18 protein-coding genes and 1 tRNA gene are annotated in these 20,361 nt (G+C 46.7%); 10 read left to right on the top strand and 9 right to left on the bottom strand.

Translation table 11 applies throughout. The features are described from left to right. Positions 1–24: 24 nt before the first annotated feature. Entirely contained in the window at positions 25–405 is a 381-nt protein-coding gene (locus FRZ54_RS09735; RefSeq protein WP_147031422.1) for an START-like domain-containing protein, read from the bottom strand. Between the two features lie 223 nt (positions 406–628). On the opposite strand from FRZ54_RS09735, the gene FRZ54_RS09730 reads away from it, so the two are divergent. Both FRZ54_RS09730 and FRZ54_RS09725 read left to right on the top strand, forming a co-directional pair. After that, a tRNA-Met gene (locus FRZ54_RS09730) sits at positions 629–702 on the top strand. 226 nt (positions 703–928) lie between these two features. After that, positions 929–1,774 carry a DUF2911 domain-containing protein gene (locus FRZ54_RS09725; RefSeq protein WP_147031421.1) on the top strand — a complete coding sequence of 282 codons (846 nt, stop codon included), beginning with the start codon at positions 929–931 and terminating at the stop codon, positions 1,772–1,774. A gap of 159 nt (positions 1,775–1,933) precedes the next feature. On the opposite strand, the gene FRZ54_RS09720 is transcribed toward FRZ54_RS09725, so the two are convergent. The 3 genes from FRZ54_RS09720 to FRZ54_RS09710 are packed head-to-tail and all read right to left on the bottom strand — an operon-like array spanning position 1,934 to position 3,809. Beyond that, on the bottom strand, positions 1,934–2,806 hold the full coding sequence (locus FRZ54_RS09720; protein ID WP_147031420.1) for an alpha/beta fold hydrolase: 873 nt from the start codon (positions 2,804–2,806) through the stop codon (positions 1,934–1,936). 25 nt (positions 2,807–2,831) lie between these two features. Beyond that, positions 2,832–3,236: a DoxX family membrane protein gene (locus tag FRZ54_RS09715; protein WP_147031419.1), complete on the bottom strand. Its 405-nt coding sequence runs from the start codon at positions 3,234–3,236 to the stop codon at positions 2,832–2,834. 33 nt (positions 3,237–3,269) lie between these two features. Beyond that, positions 3,270–3,809 carry a TetR/AcrR family transcriptional regulator gene (locus FRZ54_RS09710; RefSeq protein ID WP_147031418.1) on the bottom strand — a complete coding sequence of 180 codons (540 nt, stop codon included), beginning with the start codon at positions 3,807–3,809 and terminating at the stop codon, positions 3,270–3,272. Positions 3,810–3,964: 155 nt separating this feature from the next. Between FRZ54_RS09710 and FRZ54_RS09705 the strand changes: the two genes are divergently transcribed. Together FRZ54_RS09705 and FRZ54_RS09700 are read left to right on the top strand one after the other, a co-directional pair. Beyond that, complete coding sequence (locus tag FRZ54_RS09705; protein ID WP_147031417.1) at positions 3,965–4,945, top strand: quinone oxidoreductase family protein; 981 nt, start codon at positions 3,965–3,967, stop codon at positions 4,943–4,945. 75 nt (positions 4,946–5,020) lie between these two features. Next, entirely contained in the window at positions 5,021–5,602 is a 582-nt protein-coding gene (locus tag FRZ54_RS09700; RefSeq protein ID WP_147031416.1) for a TetR/AcrR family transcriptional regulator, read from the top strand. Between the two features lie 4 nt (positions 5,603–5,606). Here the strand turns inward: FRZ54_RS09700 and FRZ54_RS09695 are convergent, their stop codons facing one another. The 3 genes from FRZ54_RS09695 to FRZ54_RS09685 all read right to left on the bottom strand — a co-directional run bounded on the left by FRZ54_RS09695 (position 5,607) and on the right by FRZ54_RS09685 (position 8,257). Then, on the bottom strand, positions 5,607–6,356 hold the full coding sequence (locus FRZ54_RS09695; protein ID WP_147031415.1) for an ankyrin repeat domain-containing protein: 750 nt from the start codon (positions 6,354–6,356) through the stop codon (positions 5,607–5,609). 76 nt (positions 6,357–6,432) lie between these two features. Next, positions 6,433–7,974 (bottom strand): MFS transporter, encoded by a 1,542-nt coding sequence (locus FRZ54_RS09690; RefSeq protein WP_147031414.1) that lies wholly within the window; start codon positions 7,972–7,974, stop codon positions 6,433–6,435. A gap of 97 nt (positions 7,975–8,071) precedes the next feature. Beyond that, a complete protein-coding gene (locus tag FRZ54_RS09685) occupies positions 8,072–8,257 on the bottom strand; it encodes a hypothetical protein (protein WP_147031413.1) in 186 nt (61 codons plus the stop codon). A gap of 191 nt (positions 8,258–8,448) precedes the next feature. On the opposite strand from FRZ54_RS09685, the gene FRZ54_RS09680 reads away from it, so the two are divergent. Continuing rightward, positions 8,449–10,401 (top strand): sialate O-acetylesterase, encoded by a 1,953-nt coding sequence (locus FRZ54_RS09680; protein WP_147031412.1) that lies wholly within the window; start codon positions 8,449–8,451, stop codon positions 10,399–10,401. A gap of 83 nt (positions 10,402–10,484) precedes the next feature. Here the strand turns inward: FRZ54_RS09680 and FRZ54_RS09675 are convergent, their stop codons facing one another. Beyond that, a complete protein-coding gene (locus FRZ54_RS09675) occupies positions 10,485–10,883 on the bottom strand; it encodes a hypothetical protein (RefSeq protein ID WP_147031411.1) in 399 nt (132 codons plus the stop codon). 219 nt (positions 10,884–11,102) lie between these two features. Between FRZ54_RS09675 and FRZ54_RS09670 the strand changes: the two genes are divergently transcribed. The 5 genes from FRZ54_RS09670 (at position 11,103) to FRZ54_RS09650 (ending at position 16,938) form a co-directional block, all read left to right on the top strand. Next, positions 11,103–11,735: a family 16 glycoside hydrolase gene (locus tag FRZ54_RS09670; protein ID WP_147031410.1), complete on the top strand. Its 633-nt coding sequence runs from the start codon at positions 11,103–11,105 to the stop codon at positions 11,733–11,735. Between the two features lie 100 nt (positions 11,736–11,835). Beyond that, positions 11,836–14,646 (top strand): outer membrane beta-barrel protein, encoded by a 2,811-nt coding sequence (locus FRZ54_RS09665; RefSeq protein WP_147031409.1) that lies wholly within the window; start codon positions 11,836–11,838, stop codon positions 14,644–14,646. A gap of 4 nt (positions 14,647–14,650) precedes the next feature. Beyond that, on the top strand, positions 14,651–15,427 hold the full coding sequence (locus FRZ54_RS09660) for a GLPGLI family protein (protein WP_147031408.1): 777 nt from the start codon (positions 14,651–14,653) through the stop codon (positions 15,425–15,427). Between the two features lie 208 nt (positions 15,428–15,635). Further along, a complete protein-coding gene (locus FRZ54_RS09655) occupies positions 15,636–16,190 on the top strand; it encodes an RNA polymerase sigma factor (protein ID WP_147031407.1) in 555 nt (184 codons plus the stop codon). A 1-nt stretch (position 16,191) separates the two neighbouring features. Then, positions 16,192–16,938, top strand: a complete 747-nt coding sequence (locus FRZ54_RS09650) for a tetratricopeptide repeat protein (RefSeq protein ID WP_147031406.1) — start codon at positions 16,192–16,194, stop codon at positions 16,936–16,938. A gap of 1 nt (position 16,939) precedes the next feature. Here FRZ54_RS09650 and FRZ54_RS09645 read toward each other — a convergent pair whose 3' ends face one another. After that, positions 16,940–20,206, bottom strand: coding sequence for a CHAT domain-containing protein (locus FRZ54_RS09645; protein WP_147031405.1), 3,267 nt, complete (start codon positions 20,204–20,206; stop codon positions 16,940–16,942). Between the last annotated feature and the right edge of the window lie 155 nt (positions 20,207–20,361).

The following is a 20,361-nucleotide window of genomic DNA, read 5'->3' as shown; positions in this document are numbered from 1 at the left end:
CAAAATTAGGGAAAATTAGAATCCCTATGCACCTAAAACGCTTATAAGGTACTCTATCTGATTATCCCAGATCAATTTTCTTTCTGCGATAGCTTCCTCGGTAGCAAAATCAGTAATACTCAGGGCCACATCATTGGTTAGCTCGTCCTGCAGTATTTCCATTTCGAAATAACACTGGGGCTCGTCGTCGACCCATTTGAAACGCACCAGCTTATTTTCTTTAGTAGCCAGCAGCTTCGCTTTTTGCTGTTCGCCATCCCAGGTAAAGGTATAAACCTGGTCCCGAACGCTCACATCATCTGCAAACCACTGGGTGAGCCCGTTAGGTTCACTCAAAAAACCATATAATATCCTGGGGGATGATTTTATCTCGTACTCAATATTAAATTTCTTCTTCTCAGACATAGGGGAAATCGGTCAGCGCTTATCTGCTTGCAGCAAATCTTCACATTTTTTCTAAAGGAAATGAATTTCTGCTATATTTGCAAACTCTTTTTACAGCTAAGGCCCTTTATTTGAAGCTGACCTTGTATACTGATATACAGAATGATGTTTAAAGAAAGATGGGGCCGTTTTTTACGAAAACCTTGTAAAAAATCAGGGCAAAAAAAGGAGAAAAAAATATTACGGCGGGGTAGCTCAGATGGTTAGAGCGTAGGATTCATAACCCTAAGGTCGGCAGTTCGATCCTGCTCCCCGCTACTTCTAAAAGGCCCTCAAGGGCCTTTTTTGTTTCCGGAATTTATGTTTACCGTTTACGTACTCTATACACAAATATACGATCAAATTTATATCGGTGCTACCTCTGACACATCAAAAAAATGTGCGAAAGTTCCCAAAGCTGGCGATGCGGCAACCTTTATCCCTCGTCGGTAGTACTTTTATTAGCTCGCTTACAGCTGTTTTAAAAAATCAAACTAAGTACTACATGAAAAAAACATTTATCTACCTGGCCGCGCTTTTTGCGTTCGGCTCACTAAACACCCAGGCGCAGGACCTGGTGATTCCTCAACCCAGTACCAAACAGATCATTACTCAGGAACTCGGTTTGGGAAAGATCACGCTCACCTATTCGCGGCCCAACGTAAAAGGCCGTAAAGTTTTTGGGCAGATGGAGCCCTATGGCCTGGTTTGGCGCACCGGGGCCAATTATGCCACCACCCTGCAATTTACCGACGAGGTTACCATTGAGGGTCAAAAAGTACCTGCCGGTGAATACGCTCTTTTCAGCATCCCGGGTGAGAAAGACTGGACTTTTATACTGAACAAAACTGCAAAACAATGGGGCGCCTACAACTACAAGGAAAGCGACGACCTGGTGCGTTTCAAAGTACCGGTGATGAAGGCTCCGCGATTTAACGAAACACTAACTATCAATTTTGTTGACGCAACCAATACCGGGTGTTCGCTGTTGCTTGACTGGGAGAATACCGAAGTGGCGTTGCATTTGACAACCGATATGGACGCGCAGGTAATGTCGAACATTGATAAACTGATGCAGGGCGAAAAGAAGCCTTATTATTTTGCCTCAATTTATTATTACAACCATGATAAAGACATTTCAAAAGCGCTGGAGTGGATAACGATCCACGATAAAAATCAACCCAATGCTTTTAATGTAAAATATTGGAAAGCACGTATCCAGTTAAAGGCGGGAGATAAAAAAGGAGCGATAGCAACGGCAAACGATGGGTTGAAATTAGCAACAGACGAAAATAGCGCGGAATATATCCGCTTGAATAAAGAAGTTATTGCCCAGGCTGAAGGAAGATAGTGATAATTGGAACCTGGCGTTTAAGGGGCCGCCGTACCGGTGGCCCCTTTTTTAACAATTCAACAGTGAGCTGCCTATCTTAACGCCGTTGACGCAAACAAATAGCAGTAAACCCAATCGACAGTACACAGACAAGTCTGTTTTGTCAAGCGTATATTTTTAGGAAATATTATTTTTCGACAAAAAATCACTGATGTTGGCGGCTATTTCCCCGCCATACTCTTCCAGTGCAAAATGGCTGGTATTGTAGGTAAATAACTCGGCGGCAGGAAGATCGTTTTTATAGGCTAAAGCAGATGCCAGCGGGAAGAACGGATCGTTCTGACCCCAAACCAGCAAGGTTGGCGGCTGGTGTGTTCTGAAATATTGCTGCCAGGTGCCATATTCGCCTACGTTGCTCGAGTAATTGTGCAGCAGGTCGAGGTGGATATCTACCAGGCCGGGCCGGCTCAGGTAATACAGGTCGCTCATGTAACCATCAGGATTGATCCTTGAAGGGTCTTCGGCACCGGTGAAGTAAAATATTTTTATACCGTCGAGGGTCATCAATCCTCTTATTGGCTCCTCATTTTCAGGCGTGCGGTTTTGCAGAAACGGCATGGCAACGCCAAAGGCCGGACCGATACCTTCGGTGTAGGCGTTGGCATTCTGGATAATGAGTGACTGGATCAATCCGGGGCGGCGTGCTGCGATCCTGAACCCAACGGGACCGCCATAATCGAAGGCATACAGGCTAAACTGTTTGAGGCCGATCTGATCGATAAACTTTTCCATCGTTACCGAAAGGTTATGGAAAGTATAGGCATAGTCATCTGGCGAGGGCACATCGCTGTTGCCAAATGCCGGGTAATCGGGTGCGATAAGATGATAATCATATTTCAGGTGATCGATAAGGTCCCTGAACCCGATGGATGACGAGGGAAACCCATTCAGAAGTAAAATGGACGGCTTTGTTTTGTCGCCCGCTTCGCGGTAAAAAATGTTGACACCATCAACATTCTCGTTTTTGTAATACACTGCTTGTTTTTTCATTTTGTTTTTAATTATCGTTTAAAACCTATGGATTTGAACCGATGAAAGCATCGGCTGAAAATGAATTGTAATGCATACCTGCCAGCAGGATGCAGTAAATAAGGATATAGATCATCTGGAAAGTAACTACCTGCCAGTCGGCCACCAGGCTCTTACCCAGCAACAGGATCAGCATCAAAATACAGCCTGCTACCAGTACTGCATTTGTTGCCAGCCCAACGGTTAATGCCATACCTATAAACAATTCGGCGTAAGGGAGGGCATTTGCAAACCAGGTTAAAAGCCACGCCGGTATGCCCGAATTTTTAAATTCGTCTGTGACCGCGCGGACAAATAATGCCGGGCCGTTTTTTATACGCACCAATCCGTGCAGCCCAATGTTTAACCCCAACGCCACCCGAAGCAGCGTAAATGCATATATATAATTCATACAGACAGGTCTGTTTATTTTTTATAAAATTTTTTATAATATTTTTTCAGCCATTTTGCGCGCTGTCTTTACCGGCCAGGCATCGCCATGTACTTTGTTGGTTATCAGTGCTGCGTCGAAAAGCATGTACAGCTCATCGGCAAGTTTTTCCTTATGCACCGGTTTCAGTATCTCCCTGAACATAGCACGCACGTTATCTTTTTGCTTTTTTACCAGCTCCGTTAGCCGTGGGGTGCCGGTTGGTATCTCGGAAGAGATATTAAGGAAGTTGCAGCCATAATATTCCTGTTGCCCCATCAGCGATGCCAAAAAATCAAATATGGCCAACACCTTGCCTTTTGGCTCGCGGTGGCTGTCGGCCACGGCTCTCAGGGCATTATCGGTCTCAGTACCTTTTATAGTCAGGTATTCAACCAACAGGTCTTCCTTCGAATGAAAATGCTGGTACAGCGAAGCCTTGGCCACCCCGGCCTCCTCGATGATCTGGTTGACACCCGTGGCATTATATCCCTGCTTGTAAAATAAGCGCGAAGCGGTTTCGACGATCTGGTTTCGTACCTGGTTCCTTTTCATGATGCAAACGTAAGTATTATTTTTAAAACAGACAAGTCTGTTCGTTTTTATTTTATAAATAAATTACGGCCCGATTGGTCCATTATCAAAATCGCTTAATATTTTTGTGGACCGATTGGTTCAATATTTTTAAAAATTAATTTGACAACAAAGAAATGAAAGCAGTACTATTAACAGGATTTGAAGGTACAAATAGCTTACAAGTGGCGGATGTACCATTACCCGCCTTTGCAGCAGACGAAGTGCTGATAAAAGTAAAAGCGGCAGGAATAAACTATGCCGAAGTAGAACAGATACATGGCAGGTACCTCACTTTTGGGAAGGAGCTGCCGTTTGTGATGGGCTTCGAGGTTTCAGGCATGGTCAGCGATGTGGGCTCCGACGTGAAAAGCGTAAACATAGGCGACCGTGTTACGACGTTTGCGCTGAGCGGCGGATTTGCCGAATACGCTACTGCAAAAGCCCATGCATTGATACCCATACCCGGGCAACTGGACTACGGAGAGGCTATCACCATCCCGCTGCAGGGTATGACCGCCTATACTATGCTTAAATACCAGGTTTTGCCCTGCAAGCCAGGGAGCATTTTGATACAGGCTGCGGCCGGCGGCGTAGGCATCTACCTGGTGCAACTGGCAAAGGCCATGGGAATAAAAACGGTTATTGCCCTGGCCGGAAGTGATGAAAAGCTGCAGCTGGCAACTTCATTAGGTGCGGATGCAGCCATTGACTATACCCAACCCGGCTGGGCCGATAAAGTAAAAGACGCCACCTATGATAAAGGGGTTGATGTAGTATTACAAATGCTTACCGGTAAAGTTGGCGAAGAAAGCTTTAAGCTTATAGCACCCGGAGGGCGAATAGTGCTTTTTGGCGCCCAAAATTACCATGATACCATTACCACAGAACAGGTGCGGCAACTGATATGGCAAAACCAAACGCTTGCCGGCTTTGCCTTCCCGGCGCTTGACCCGCAAAAGATACAGGAAAGCATCCCGGAATTACTGGAGCTTATTGCCAAAACGCCGTTGCGTTTATTTGCGCAGCACGCCTACTCACTCGACCAGGCAGCGGAGGCCTTTGAACTGCTGCAAAGCCGTAAAACAACAGGCAAGGTATTTTTCCGGCTCGACTGAACCGGTATGGAGACCAATCAGTCCAAAATTTATATTTTTGCCGTGCCACAAATATGGGTACGGCAAATTTAACGTATGGCACGTAACAGGGAATTTGAGACAGACGAGGTTTTGGATAAGGCCATTGACCTGTTCTGGAACAAGGGCTACAACGGTGTATCGACCCAGGAAATGATCAACGAGTTTGGTATCAGCAAGTCGAGCATGTACGGAGCATTCGGCGACAAAATGGAATTGTTCATACTGGCACTTGAAAGGTACCGGGGGCGATTGTATAACGAAGCGAACGAGGAGTTGGAAAACGGCCGCGACGTTAAGGCGCAAATAGATCTGATGCTGAAAAATATTGTTAAGAAAGCACTCGCCGACAGCCGGCACAAGGGCTGCTTTGTGGTGAACAGCTGCATTGAGCTTGCGCGACATAACGAACAGGTTGCAAAAATTGTGACAGAGCACCAGCAAAACATGGAGGAGCTTTTTACAAAGGCTATACAGCGGGGAATAAAAACCGGGGATATACCTTCCGGAAAAAATGCAAAGGCACTTAGCCGGACAATCTGTAATACCATCAGCGGTATCGAGGTTGATGCGCGTTACATCAGAGCAAAACAACACTTTGCCGATATTATTGACAACGTGATGGAGTTATTGAATTAGCACCTTATTTAAGATAGGAGTTCGGCACATTCGGCGGCATGTAATCCATTCCGTAGGCATACTTCATCAATACGGATATGGTTTCGGCAACGGTAACATCCTTACGATGCATCTGGGGAAGCAAGCCCATCATGGCATAGCTAATTGGGTTTACGGCGGGGATGAATGTTTCCCATTCGTAACCTTTGCCCCATATCAACCCTTTAACTGCGACCGTAAGATCGGCGCCCTGATCCAGCAGAAACTGCATCATATCCTTTGAATTATCGCTGTTTTGATTTACTGTGTGGAAAATGGGGGTATGGCCACCAAAGCCATATTCGTCGAGGCCGGCCCTGGCATTGATATCGGCTCCGTGATTCACCAATACTTCGGCGCAATCGACGCTGTTATATTCCGCACAGAAATGCAAAAGGGTGGCGCCGAGCAATGGAGTATAAGTATTATTGAAGCGGGAATACGTTTGACTAACGAGGGTTGGATTCACCTTGAGCACCTGCTCCAATTTATCTGCATCGTCAGTAAAAACAGCCAGCAAGCCGGGTAGGTCGAACTGAAGGCCATGGTCGATAAACGCCTGCACACATTCCTTAAAGCGGGGGCTTCGCGTGTACATTTCCACCATCATCGTGAACAGCGGCATATCATCATTCAGCCAGTCGTTAGGACTTCCGCCCTCCTCAAAATAGCGGCGGATACCCCCGGGCGAGTGCACCTCGATGTCATATAATATTTGATCTTTATCGACTGGCATAATTGTATTAAAAATAAATAATACTATCGATAATACAAGCAACCTCAGGGGCGCGGCCTGGATTTTTGCACAAATCTTATTCCTTCTTAACTTCCGTATTCCTGATAAAGAACACAGCCATCAATGCGCCTAAAAAAGCGAGCCCCGCGGAAAGGCGCATAATATTGGCATAAGCAGATATAAAGCTATGGTGATAAGCTATTTCAATGGTCTTTTCGTGATTCGGGGCGATGCCCTTTGGCACTTTGGCGTTCCCGAGATTGGCCGCCTGGGTGATTACTTCCTGCTTTTGTTTTGTGTCCAGCGGGATGGATTTGATATGATCCTGCAAAGCTCCGGAAAAGAACAATATAGCCAGTGCGCCGAATATAGCGTTAGCGAAAACATTGGATATACGTGTCATCGCATTGTTGATGCCTGAGGCCGTGCCTGAAAAATGATCGCTTACCGATGCCATTACGGTAGCCGTTAGCGGCGCAACGGTAAACGACATGCCCAAACCAAACACGAGAATGCCGGGAAAAAAAGTAGTCCAGTATTCGGACGCGCCGCGCGTCTGGCCCACGAACGATAAGAGCAGCAGGCCTGCCCCTGCTGTGGCCGGACCGAAAATGAGAAACAGGCGGGGGCCGAATTTATCGGCCCAGGCACCTGCAAACCGGGCGATGCTGATCATCAAAACGGTAAACGGCAAAAATGTAAGTCCGGATTGAAGCTGGGTGTACCCCTGCGCCTGCACCATGTTGAGCGAAAGAAAGAGCATCCCGGCGCCCAGGCCGGCGTAAAGGAAGAATGTAAGCAGGTTGATACCGCTGAAAGTAGCATTAGAGAACAGCGCCAGCGGCATCATGGGGTGTTTACTTCTGTTTTCGATGATAATAAAGGCGATCAATAATACCAGCCCGGCAATCAGCGAGCCATATACCTGCCAATGGTTAAGCCCAAGCGCGGGCATACGCAGGAAACCGAAAGTAAGCAGGGCCAAACCCAGTGCAATAGCTACAGCACCTGGGAAATCGATGGCCTGGCCGGCATCTTCATCACGGGTTTCGCTTACTTTTCGCCAGAGCGCAAGCAGCGATATTATACCGATAGGTATATTAATAAAAAATATATAACGCCAAAGGCCGGCGTCGGCAAGGGCGCCGCCAAGCACGGGCCCGGCAAGTATCAGGATAGTTGTAAATGCCGACCAGGTGCCGATGGCTTTTCCCCGCTCCTTTTCGTCAATCGATGTGGAGATGAGTGACAGGCTGCCGGGTATCATCAGCGCACCGCCGATACCCTGGATGATCCGGAACGCGATCAGGTATAAAACATCCGGTGCAAAACCGCAGGCCATGGAGCCTGCCATGAACAGCAGGATGCCCCACATAAATACTTTTTTCCGGCCCAGTTTATCTCCTAACGATCCACCTACCAAAATGAGCGCAGCAAGGATAAGCAGGTAGGCATTTAAAAGCCAGAAAAGATCGGCGCCGGTGGCATTGAGGTCCTTTTGAAGCGCAGGCAGTACTACATTGAGTGCCGTACCATCGATAAACGCCATAGACGATGCGAGAATGGTGGATACCATTACCCATTTACCCGCAGGGCTGCCAAGCGCAACTGTTGCCATTGTGAGTAAAGGTACAAACTATGAACTAGTTTTACCTATGGGCCTTGCCGCCCCGTTAGGGCACTAAAGAAATATTTGAGAATTCTTTCAGCGATTATTAAACCGCGAAAGTTTTGTGTTTTTTACCGGACTCGATAATTAAAGCGGAAATGCCGATCTCAGCAACCTTCTTCAATTCATCGATGGTAACATCATATTTTTTTGCCCAATACTCGTCTTTAAAAGCCTCCTGGAGTTTTTCTTCCTGTTTAACTTCTTTTGCTGTTTGAACGTTGTTTTCCATGATCATTGAATTTGATTGTAAGAATTACTAACCGGGCAAAGGTATTATCGCAGAATTAACTCATCGTTGTCTTTATGTTAAGTTAATGTTAACAAGCCAATTCATATCTGTTCAATCGGGACCCAGGCTTCTTTAATAAACCGAAAGGAATCGGAAAAGTTTTCTTATTCATTTTTCATTAATTTAGCCACATGAGAAGAACCGTCCTGCTAACAATTATCTGTTTATGTTTTTTCGTCCGCTCAGAGGCACAAGTAAAACCTGCCAGGATATTTGGCGACCACATGGTTTTACAGCGTAACCAGCTGGTACCTGTTTGGGGCACGGCCGCCAAAAATGCAAAAGTAACTGTGAGCTTTAACGGGCAAACCGTAAGCGCCAAAGCGGACGGGAAAGGCGACTGGAAAGTGACGCTGCAGCCGATGAAGGAAGGCGGCCCGTATACTATGGACATCGCCTCGGGAAAAGAGACGTTGCATTACAGCGATGTAATGTTGGGCGAAGTGTGGCTGTGTTCGGGCCAGTCAAATATGGAATTCGTGCTGCAAAGCGCGCAGGGCTTTAAAGCAGAACAAAAAACAGCGCGCAAGCAAAACATCAGGCAGTTTTTAGTAAAACATACCATGAGCCTAACACCCGACAAAGACTTTGCGGATGGGATGTGGGTGCGGGCCGATACCAATACCGTAGTTTATTTTACGGCAGTGGGCTATTTCTTCGCTAAAAAGATATCACAACAGCTGCATGTTACCGTAGGGCTGATACACAGCAGTTGGGGTGGCACACAGGCCGAATGCTGGATAAGCCGGGAATCGATGCTGACCGATCCTAACCTGGCTGCCGGGGTAAAACGAATGCCAAAAACCTGGGACGGTTTGAAATTACAGGTGGATAGCATCATCCGGGCCTATGCTTTTCAAAACACAGCGCCGACAACTTATACTATAACTCAACTGGCAACGCAACCGGCCTCATTTTTTGATAAATGGCAAAAGGGCGGCGTTGGCGCATGGGAGTGGCAGGGCCGCTGGGCGTCATACCGCGGTGCTGGCTTTATGCAGCGGACCATTAAACTTGACAACAGCTACGCCGGTAAAACTTCGGTACTGCACCTGGGTTTGACGGATGCTGATATGCAGCTTTATATTAACGGCAACCCCGTAAAACCTGCCATGGTGAATGGCAACTTCCAGGTCGATCTGCCTGCCGGGACTTGGAAAGGCGGTGATAACAGCCTGGTAATAGAACTGCTGTCGCTGCAGAAAAACCAGCCGTGGTTTGGCCTGGGCATTTACGGCGACTGGACCAATGTATATACCCGTTTCACGGACACGCTGGTTAATCTGTCCGACTTCAACTGGCGCGTAATGCCCGACCTGGCAAAACCCTACCATTTCGATTTCAGCCCGAATAACAGCGTTGGTACACTTTACAATGCGATGATAGCCCCGGTGATACCTTACGCTATGGAAGGGGTATTATGGTACCAGGGCGAGGCCAATGCAGGCAAGGCTTATCAATACCGGACCACTTTCCCGCTGCTTATCAACGATTGGCGCAAGCAGTGGGGGCGGCAGTTCCCGTTCCTGTTTGTGCAACTGGCATCGTGGGGTACAACGCCCAACAGCAACCAGGGCAGCGACTGGGCGGAATTACGGGAAGCACAAACGATGACATTAAAACTGCCCAATACAGGCATGGCGGTTACTACCGACATAGGCGATGCCAATAATATCCACCCGACGGACAAGGCGGATGTGGGCTACCGGCTTGCCTATGAGGCCCTGAACTCGGTTTATACTATGCCGAATGAGAACAGGAGCCCGCTGTTTAAGTCGGCGGATTTTAAGGATGGTTATGTGATGGTTAATTTAACCAATGTAGATGATGGACTTATGGCCAAAGATCAATATGGCTACATCAAGGGCTTTGAACTGGCCGGGGCCGATCAAAAATTCTATTTCGCGAAAGCAGAGATCGAAGGTAAGCAGGTGAAAGTGTGGTGCAGCCAGGTGACTCAGCCGGTTTCTGTACGCTATGCCTGGACCAACGCCCCTGTAGAGGCCAACTTATTCAATAAAGAAGGTTACCCGGTGGGTCCGTTCCGCTCGGATGACTGGAAGGGTGTAACGGAGGGGAAATAACGGTTTAACTCATCCTAAATCCCTCATCAAAGAAAAGCGACTTTAATATCAGACTTTTACTAAAAGTGAGACAATACGAACGTTCAACGATTTGACAGAGGCTCCTTATTTTTTTCCTCTTCTTTTTCGGCTTCCAAACGCACTTTTTTCAGGTCGGTACGGATGAGCGCAAACAGGCTCATATAAATATTGGCGATGAATACGAGAGAAAATCCCGCTATGATATAACCCCGCCAGCCGATATACAGTAACTGGTAATTGGTTATGAAAAGCATAATTAGGGTTACGTAGTGGCTGAAGCAATATTCGCAGGTGAACAAATAGAAAAACTTGCGGCCGGCAAGCGTTTTGCTTTCGTGGCAGCGCTTTACGCAATACTCCCGTGGCTCGCGAAAAACCTCTTCGTGAGTTACCGTCCAGGCTATGCAGGCTATTGGGATAGCCAAAATAAAAAGCCATACTATTTGCGTGCTTAATTCCATAAACAATCAAATAGTTAGGAGGCTGAAAATGTTTCGCCCATAATCGGTTTTACCCTACATATAACGCAACGGGTCATAAAGCCGCTGTACGTTAGCGAACAAGGGCCTATCAAAACCGCACACAAATGAAAAGTAGTTCTTTATTAAAAGTACTGACTTCAAACAACTTACACCCGTGGCATATTTCTTGACGACGATCCGGCAAATTAACCGGCCACCATGAAACCCATTATTGCAATTATCATACTTTGCGCTTCTTTTAATTGCTTCGCGCAGCAGAAAACTATTACGGAGAAAGACCTTGTGCCGGTCAACCGTTTGCTAAGCCTGGAGAAGGACGGCGCCACGCAAGTGATACACCTTGACGCGAAAGGTGATGACGGCGTGGCGTGGTTAAAGGGGCAAGAATTTACGCAAGGCGCCATTGAGATTGATATTAAAGGCAAGGACGAATTGCAGCATAGTTTTGTGGGCATTGCTTTTCACGGAGTGGATGACAAGACGTTTGAGGTCATCTATTTCAGGCCGTTCAATTTCAGAGCAACGGACCCTGTCCGAAAGGCCCATGCCGTACAGTATGTCGCCCTGCCTGTGTACGACTGGGAAAAACTTCGTAACGAGCACCCCGGCCAATACGAAAAGCCCGTAAACCCGGCCCCCGATCCGAACAGATGGTTCCATGCGCGGATAGAAATAAAGGGCGCCGCCATCAAAGTATTTGTGAACGGCGACACTACCCCATCACTAACGGTAAATGAACTTGTACACAGCAACGGAAAAATGATTGGTTATTGGGTGGGCAACACTTCGGATGGAGATTGGAAAAACCTAAAAATCTATTCGGCCAAATAATAGTTAATCAGCAATTTAACTTTTTTTAACATAAATTAACAAGTCTGCAATTTGTTTCCTAATCTTTTAGTTTTACTTTAGGGGCTCCTAACATTACCTTATGCGATCAACACTCTCACTCTGCCTGTTTATTTCCCTTTTTTCGTTATCTGTATCTGCGCAAAGCAATTATGCTGTAAAAGGCGTTATAGCAGACAGCGTGGAACATGCGAAACTGGGTAATGCCTCGGTTGCCGTACTCGAAGCGAAAGATTCGATACTGGTTAAGTTTACGCGAACGGCCGAAAATGGATCGTTTTCGCTAACCGGACTTACAAAAGGAAAGTTTATCCTGCTGGTGTCTTATCCCGATTATGCGGATTATGTGGAACCATTCAGCCTGGATTCGCTTAAACCGGAGCACCGCTTCGGTAACATTAACATGAACCTGAAATCGCGCCTGCTGCAGGAAGTGATAGTAAAGGGGACGGCGGCGCAGATAAAAATAAAAGGCGACACGACAGAATTTAACGCCCGTGCCTTTGTTACCCAGCCTAATGCCAAAGTAGAGGACCTGCTGAAGCAGTTGCCGGGCATACAGGTAGATAAGGATGGTAAAATTACCGCCCAGGGCGAAACAGTGAATAAGGTACTGGTAGACGGTGAGGAATTTTTTGGCGACGACCCGACACTGGTAACCAAAAACCTGCGCGCCGACATGGTGGATAAAGTGCAGTTGTACGACAAAAAAAGCGACCAGGCAACCTTTACCGGGATAGACGACGGTCAGCGCACCAAAACGCTCAATATTAAACTGAAAGAAGATAAGAAGAACGGCTATTTCGGCAAGGCGGACGTGGGTGCAGGCAACGATGGGTATTACCAGGGCCAGGTACTTTTCAACAGGTTTAAGGGGAAACAGAAGTTTTCGGTATACGGAACCGTGGGAAATGACGGAAAAACGGGCCTGGGCTGGCAGGATAGCCAAAAGTACGGCGGAGGCAGCGACAATGTGCAGGTGGTTGATGATGGTGTAATGTTCTTTAGCGGTGGCGGCGACGACCTGGACTCGTGGAACGGGAACTATGATGGCAAGGGCATCCCGATAGCGCGTACCGGCGGAGCGCATTACGATACGAAGTGGAACAGCGACAAGGAATCACTAAACGGAAATTACAAGATCGGGTCGCTTACCGTGGACGGCACTGACAATAACATATCACAAAACAATTATTCCCTTACAGGTGTGCAAAACACCAACTCGGACCAAAAGTACCACAACTACCTGTTCAGGCAAAAACTGGACGCTACCTACAAACTGAAGATCGATACCACTTCAGACCTTAAACTTTATGCAGACGGAACATCTAAAAACAGCCAGACATTAAGCGATTACCACTCATCTACAACAGATGGCGACGGCAACCTGGTAAACAACAATATCAGGAAAGTTAAAAACAATGTCGACACCAAAATATTTGACATCAGCGCGTTCTATACAAAAAAATTCAAGAAAAAGGGCCGTACATTTTCGTGGAACATCAGCGAAAGCTACAATGAAAGCACCGCCAAAGGAAACTTGTATTCAGATATCACCTCATATACTTATAATCCGAATACCAGCCACGATAGTATAGTAGATCAGTATAAGACCAACGACCTGAAAAGTTCGGTACTGAACAGCAGCATGACTTACACCGAGCCTCTGTCAAAATTCACGTCCGTTATATTTAACTACGGGCTGGGTATAGCCAACAGCAGTGCCGACCGTAAATCCTTCAACCAGTCATCGCCTGGGGTCTATAACGTGCTTGACAATACTTATAGCAACGATTATAAGTTGAACGACCTGTCAAACCAGGGCGGGGCCGTAGTAAACTACAAAAGAGGCAAAGTCACATTCAATTTTGGCAGTAAGGTAACTTTTGTGAATTTCGACCAGACGAATTTGTATACCGGCGACGAATTCAAAAGGACTTTTGTGAATTGGGCGCCGCAGGCCTTCATCCGGTATGATATTACCAAACAGTCGGGTTTCAACATTAATTACAACGGAAGGACCACCCAGCCGACGGTAGACCAGATACAACCGGTGCTGGTGAACAGCGACCCGCTGAACATTGTGTTGGGGAATCCGAATTTAACGCCGTCGTTCACGAATAATTTCCGTATTAATTATCATTCGTACAAAGTATTAACCGACCAATACCTGGGCATTTACGGTAATTTTTCATTCATAACAAACCCCATAGTAAACAGTTCTGTTACAGATACCTCGGCAACGGCCATTATACGTGGCCGCACAACCACACAATACATCAACCTGGATAAAAAGCCGTATAACTATTACGGCGGTTTATATTTCGGCCGTAAAATACCTTTAGGAGGATTGCAGATAGGCCTTAACCTGAATGCCAACGGGAGTAAAAACTATAACCTGTCCAACAACCAATTAAATATTATTACGTCAAATAGTTATTCGCCAAGTCTCCAGGTATCGAGGTATGCGGAGAAAAAGTTCAATGTGAATTTTAATTTCGGTCCAACTTATACCACAGGGGGGTCATCACTGCAAAAAACGAGCAACAACGGGCACGGTTTCCAGGGTTATGGTGAATTTGGTGTGTACCTGCCGGGGAAATTCCAGATCAGCTCCGACGCCAATTATCAATACACGTCCAAAACACAAACGTTCCCAACTGATTTCTCCCGTGTTTTGTGGAACGCCAAGATTACCAAAAGCTTTACCAAAGAGGAATCCTTTAAACTATCGCTGGCATGTAACGACATCCTGAATCAAAATTCGGGATTTGACCGGGGATCGAGCGGAACTTTGATAACACAGGACAGGTACACCACCATTAAAAGGTTTTTCCTGGTGGAATTTATATGGGAATTTAATCATGTTGGCGGGGGTGCCCCAAAAAAATAACGCTATGAAACACACATTCATCATTTTTATCGTGCTGTTGCTTACAGGCAATATAGTTTTTGCCCAGCACGCGCATTTTACCACATCAGGCACCGTAGAGTTTAACCGGAATATGAACATGTATGCCCTGTTGAAGAAAAGGATCAATTCGGACAATGAAGCCTTTATGCAGCCTTTTGTGGATAATTTCATGAAGAACAATCCGCAATTTAAAGTATTGAAGAGCACTTTGTCGTTCACCGGCAACAAAACCATTTTTAACCCGATAGAACCGGAAACCACGTCGAACAATTTTTTTGGCGACGAACCCATGACAACGCAGAATAATATTGTCTATACCGACCTGTCGACCAATAGCCAGGTGAGCCAGAAAAAGGTTTTCGAGGAGACTTTCCTGGTAAAAGATACTACGCGAAAGATACGGTGGAAAATAACTGATGAGACCCGCGAAATAGCAGGATACAATTGCCGCAGGGCCAACGCTATTGTATGCGACTCCATTTATGTGGTAGCGTTTTACACCACAGAGATACCTGTTTCGGGCGGACCGGAAAATTTCAGCGGGTTGCCGGGCATGATACTGGGCGTGGCGCTGCCGCACGAAAATATCACCTGGTTTGCGACCAAGGTAACCGATACAACGCTGCCGCCCAATACAGTTGTACCACCCAAAAAAGGAAAACCTGCGAACAATGCCTCCTATCGCGAAACTTTACTTAAGGCCACCAAGGATTGGGGGCAATGGGGGCAAACTTATATCAAAGGTTTTTTACTGTTATAACCATCGTTCAGAAAATATGGATAAAATGGGCCCCTGTATTATTTACAGGGGTTTTTTGTTTCTGGCGTCCTGTTTTGAAATGCCTTAAGGCCCGATTTTTATTTTGCGCGGTGACGACATTTTCCTCGCCCGCCCCATTAGCTATAAAACAGCCTTACAGTAGCTTACAAAATAAAAATTTGGTAGATTGCAGGTACTTAAAACCACTATGCAATCTGACTTATACCAGCTACTGTTAAATAATAGTGATGCGGCTTATCGCGAGATATATAGGGCGCATTATTCGGTTATTAAACAATATGTATTGAAAAACAGCGGCTCGGAGGATGATGCAAAGGACCTGTTCCAGGAAGGTGTAATAGCTTTGTGGGACAATATCCATTCGGGCAAATACAACCATACCAATGAAACCATGCTGCACGGGTACTTCAGGTCGATATGCAAATTCAAATGGATGGAGATATTGCGGGGCAAGGGCAAATTTATCGAAATAGCTGATGATGGTGAGATGGACGTTATAACAGACGAAACCGTACTGAATGACCTGATCAAACGCGAGGAGATAGATGAGTTTATGGGGATGTTTTCCGCACTGGCCGATAAGTGCAGGCAGATATTGTCGCTGTTCTATTATGACAAGAAGAACATGAAGGAGATCAGCGTGATAACGGGGTACGAGATAAGCTCGATGCGGAACGAGAAATACAAATGCATTGAAAAGCTACGGGCGCTTTACCTGAGAAGAACTGGCGGGAGGAAATAAAATGAGCAAGTATAACACAGAAGACATAGTAAGATTTATAAACGGGCAGATGGACGAGACTGAAGCTGCTGCGTTCGGGCTTGAAATGAATAATAATACCACACTTGCCGAAGAAGTGGCCGCACAGCTGCAGCTATCGAGAGTAGTGCAAATAGCAAGCATCAAACAACGACTGGACGCTATACACCTGGAATACGAGACCGTTGAAAAAAAAGCGGTAGCTATTCCGGGCAGCAACAACGTGCGTAAACTTTTTGGCTGGTTGGCCGCTGCGGCCGCAATAGCAGGCCTGGCCATCGTCATCTTCCTGTTCAAATCAGGAGGGAACTCCAACAACCAGCAAATATTTGCAGCTAACTTTAAAGATGATGCCGGAGCGCCTTCGCTGATGGGCGACAAAGCAACGCCTTTTGATGATGCTATGATTTACTATAAATCGGGCGATTACAAAGCAGCAGAAGGCAAATTCGGTAAGTTATTATTTGATAAACCGCAAAACGATACCCTGAAATATTACGACGCCCTTTGCCAGGTGCGCCTGAAAAATGAAGACAGCGCCCTGCAACTGCTAACGTCCATCAGCCAACCCGCGGACAGCAATTTAGGTGTAAAGGCCAAATGGTATTCGGCGCTTATTTTGGTGCACGAGGATAAAACCGGGGAGGCAAAGAAGCTGCTGACCGAACTTAAAAATTCCGGTTCAGAATATGCAGACAAAGCGGGTGAGCTTCTTTCGCAATTGAAATAGATCAGGCGGCAAGCCTGCGACGCCGCCACTTAGTAAAAGCAACAGCTCCAATGCCGGATGCAACCGCGATCAATAAAAGCCAGCCGTATTTTGACCAATCGCTTTTTTCTTCGAGTTGTAGCTTTTCGTTCTGCCCCAGCAGTACCAGGCCGCTCCAGTAGAACGGGTTCACCAAGCCAGGGTCGGCAGAGCTAAGAAAATCTTTTTTGGCATGATATAGCGCATCGGACGTGCTCTCGCCTTTGGCCACGTGCTTATAGAAATTTGCCGTGATCTCCGAGGCGGCCTTTTCGTCAATGGGCCACAGGCTCATGATAGCGCTTTTGCAGCCGGCATATTCAAAGCTGTATGAAAGCGACATCATCCCCTCCCCTTCCTTATAAAGGCCGCCGCCGGTTTCGCAGGCGGTGAGTATCACCAGGTCGGCATTGATCTTCTGGTTGTATATTTCGGACGAGTACAGGTAGCCGTCGTTAGCATCTTTATCGGTCGTCAGTTCTTTGGCGAACACCAGGCAGGAGCGCATGGGGTCGATATCGTTCAAAATGGCATGCGACCCAACCTGCACGATATTGTTGCCGGGCGCATTGGCCTTAAAGTCCGACTCGGTGGCATGGCGGCCGGTTTCTTCCTTTACGTGCCATTTGCCGGCCAGCTGGCTGCCCAATTGAAGCATAAAGGGCTGGTACAGGTACGAAAGGTATTCGTTATCCGGCAACTCGCGGCGACTGGTTGCATAACGCTTGTAATCGTCTTTCAATCCCTCATCAAAACCAGGTGCTGAAAAATAAACCTCCTTTTTCTCTTTGGAGCTGTTTGCCTTATTAAAAGGATTCAGCAATGAAAACGCCGATACAGCATAGCTGAAATTATATTTGTTGAACAGGAAATCGCGCGAGTCAAAATTATTACCGGCAGGTTTTGGCCTTGTGGGCAGCGCCTCAAAGCTTAAGGTCGACAGGGGCCCGTCGGCGCTGATGATGATCTTTGAGCCCGGTTTGACGTACTGCTCCATGGGCTGCACCAGGTTGATATAAACGGCATAAGCTTTTTGATAATATTTTTTTGCGTCGCCGGTTTTTAACAGTTGGCGCAGGCTATCGATCTGCATCACAACAGAATCCTTATGTTCGAGCCCGATAATGGAACTTTTGTTTTTCGTGGTCACTAAAATATAGATGCGCTCCTTACTGAACAGGTATTCGGCAAAGGCGGTGGAATCATTGAGCAGCCATTGCTGAATTTCCTTTTCGTTTAGCTGGTAGGGCAGATATTTGAGGCGGTAATAATTGCTGTATTTGGAAGCCAGCCTGTTCAAAAAATGCTGGTACGCTTTATTGACGCTGTCTTTTTTTGACTTCGGCACATCCCTGCCGGCGGCAGCGGTAACGGCGCTGCGCACAGCGGCTTCGTCCTTTATAACCGCATCGGGTACACCAGAAAATTGAATGGTTTTTGAGTTGAGTATGCTGCTGCGCAGGAAGGCCCCCCGCTTGTTTTCGGAATAGTTGAGTACGCTGTTGCGATACCTGCCCTCGCCGGTAAGCTGGTAAAGGCGGTAGGCAATATCAGCGCAAATTTTGTAGTAGTCGTACATGCGCTGGTAAGCTGTTGAAACATTCTCGGGCGAATCGAAATGGCGGGTATAGCTTTGCATGTACTTATCGGTGGCGTTGGCAATGCGATAAGCTTCCTCCAGGTATTTGATCTTATCAGCCTTTTCCCTGGAATTGATGGCCCTATTGGTATACATCACAACCCGGCTCGTAAGGTAATCAGGGATATAGGTATCAAAAGGTATTTCGGAGGTGCGGTTTATTGCTGCCGTATCCCTGGCCACATCGGAGATGAACAAACCGAGCGCCCTGTTATTATATTCGACAGCCTTATCAAACTGGTGCATCTGCGCATACGAGTCGGCTTCAGCATCATAGGCCCATGCCATGTAACTATGTGTTGGCCCATAGTTTTTGAGGTATATCCGTTCCACCTCCCGCTGGTATGGCAAGGCCAATGCACCTTTATCCATATTGTTATAGGTGCGGGCAATATCGTCCAGGCAAAAGGCGATCTGCAGGTGATCCTTCGGGTAAATGGCCTGTCTTATTTTCAGCACTTTCAGGCTGTAGTACAGCATCGAGTCGAACTTACCCTCGTCCGAATACAGGTTACCCAGCAGCGAATAACTACGGCCAAGTTCAGCACTGCTGTCGCCGAACATCACTTTATTCAAGGTGATGCTTTTGCGTGCGTAAAACTTCGCCTTACTATAATCGTGCGTATTGGTAAATATGCGGGTGTAGGTGATATTGACCAGGTTTGCGCCGCTGCTTTTTGCCGGAAACGACGCTTCCTGCACAAAGGCCATACTATCTGCATACAAAAGCGCATTTTTATGATCCTGTTTGTTGGTATAGGCTTGCTGCACATCATAATAAGCATTGAACAGGGCCGTGGCATTACCGCACTGGCGGGCGTACAATAACTCTTCGCGGGCGTTCTTCAAGGGCTTGTCATAGTCCATATTATTGAGGCCCGAACGGGTGAATGCCTGGTAAAGCAGGGCGCGCAGGTAATTGTTTTTGGGGAAGTTTTGCTCCACCACGCCCTTCAGTTTTGCCGACAGGCTGAACGCACTGTCCGGACTGCCGTTATCATTAAAAAACTGGATGCGGTTTGCCAGGGCCAGTGCATAGTAATAACCCCGGTTATAAGTTTTGATACCGGGAAAGATAGTGAGCTGCGCCGTTAAGGTATCAACCCTGCCCACTTTGTGAACCTGGCGGTACAGGCCGATCTTTTGCAATACAAGATGAAGTCCGCAAACAGGTGTTTTTACTGAAACCAGCTTTTCGGCTTGTTCAAATGTCGTTGTGGCAGAGTCGGGCAAGAGGCGCGCCACATATAGTTGTCCTTTGAGCAAATAAGTTTCTGCCGCCAATGAATCGCTTTTGATACGGGCGGAAATTATTTGCGAGCGCCCCAGGTAAAGTGTCGCCGATGTATAATCGCCTTGTGCCAGTTTTGCTTCCGCCATCAGCAACGAGGCTTTACATATGGATCTTAGCCCCGGTTTTTGATGGTCGTCGCTGCCTGCGGAGTTAGCCAGTTTGAATACGCGCTCCATATTACCGCGGTTGTAATATTCATCTTCAGCGCTGGTAATGGTCGTGATATCCTTTTTTTGTACGGGTTGAATGCAAGCGACAGCGAAGCACAGGAAAAACGCCATACCCAAAAGATAATTACGTACGCTTAGGTTATTCATTTATTGCTTAAAGGTTCACTCATCTAAATCTATGAAAAATCCGCCGAGCTTGGTCAGCAGGTTTTTCTGAAATAATTCAACTTTGCTGACGACATCTCCGGCGGGAATGTTATTAGCTTGAAAAGGGTCATAATAAGGTTTGTTTAGTTAGTTGT

Origin of the sequence: Mucilaginibacter ginsenosidivorans (assembly GCF_007971025.1) — a bacterium.
GTDB lineage: Bacteria > Bacteroidota > Bacteroidia > Sphingobacteriales > Sphingobacteriaceae > Mucilaginibacter > Mucilaginibacter ginsenosidivorans.
This window is presented reverse-complemented; position numbering and strand designations above follow the sequence as displayed.

Excerpts from the sequence above, each read along its gene's own strand:
- FRZ54_RS09695 (WP_147031415.1), bottom strand. The coding sequence starts at position 6,356 with ATGCCAGTCGATAAAGATCAAATATTATATGACATCGAGGTGCACTCG.
- FRZ54_RS09710 (WP_147031418.1), bottom strand. The coding sequence starts at position 3,809 with ATGAAAAGGAACCAGGTACGAAACCAGATCGTCGAAACCGCTTCGCGC.
- FRZ54_RS09645 (WP_147031405.1), bottom strand. The coding sequence starts at position 20,206 with ATGAATAACCTAAGCGTACGTAATTATCTTTTGGGTATGGCGTTTTTC.
- FRZ54_RS09675 (WP_147031411.1), bottom strand. The coding sequence starts at position 10,883 with ATGGAATTAAGCACGCAAATAGTATGGCTTTTTATTTTGGCTATCCCA.
- FRZ54_RS09725 (WP_147031421.1), top strand. The coding sequence starts at position 929 with ATGAAAAAAACATTTATCTACCTGGCCGCGCTTTTTGCGTTCGGCTCA.
- FRZ54_RS09690 (WP_147031414.1), bottom strand. The coding sequence starts at position 7,974 with ATGGCAACAGTTGCGCTTGGCAGCCCTGCGGGTAAATGGGTAATGGTA.
- FRZ54_RS09715 (WP_147031419.1), bottom strand. The coding sequence starts at position 3,236 with ATGAATTATATATATGCATTTACGCTGCTTCGGGTGGCGTTGGGGTTA.
- FRZ54_RS09720 (WP_147031420.1), bottom strand. The coding sequence starts at position 2,806 with ATGAAAAAACAAGCAGTGTATTACAAAAACGAGAATGTTGATGGTGTC.
- FRZ54_RS09685 (WP_147031413.1), bottom strand. The coding sequence starts at position 8,257 with ATGGAAAACAACGTTCAAACAGCAAAAGAAGTTAAACAGGAAGAAAAA.
- FRZ54_RS09665 (WP_147031409.1), top strand. The coding sequence starts at position 11,836 with ATGCGATCAACACTCTCACTCTGCCTGTTTATTTCCCTTTTTTCGTTA.
- FRZ54_RS09660 (WP_147031408.1), top strand. The coding sequence starts at position 14,651 with ATGAAACACACATTCATCATTTTTATCGTGCTGTTGCTTACAGGCAAT.
- FRZ54_RS09700 (WP_147031416.1), top strand. The coding sequence starts at position 5,021 with ATGGCACGTAACAGGGAATTTGAGACAGACGAGGTTTTGGATAAGGCC.
- FRZ54_RS09735 (WP_147031422.1), bottom strand. The coding sequence starts at position 405 with ATGTCTGAGAAGAAGAAATTTAATATTGAGTACGAGATAAAATCATCC.
- FRZ54_RS09650 (WP_147031406.1), top strand. The coding sequence starts at position 16,192 with ATGAGCAAGTATAACACAGAAGACATAGTAAGATTTATAAACGGGCAG.
- FRZ54_RS09680 (WP_147031412.1), top strand. The coding sequence starts at position 8,449 with ATGAGAAGAACCGTCCTGCTAACAATTATCTGTTTATGTTTTTTCGTC.
- FRZ54_RS09670 (WP_147031410.1), top strand. The coding sequence starts at position 11,103 with ATGAAACCCATTATTGCAATTATCATACTTTGCGCTTCTTTTAATTGC.
- FRZ54_RS09655 (WP_147031407.1), top strand. The coding sequence starts at position 15,636 with ATGCAATCTGACTTATACCAGCTACTGTTAAATAATAGTGATGCGGCT.
- FRZ54_RS09705 (WP_147031417.1), top strand. The coding sequence starts at position 3,965 with ATGAAAGCAGTACTATTAACAGGATTTGAAGGTACAAATAGCTTACAA.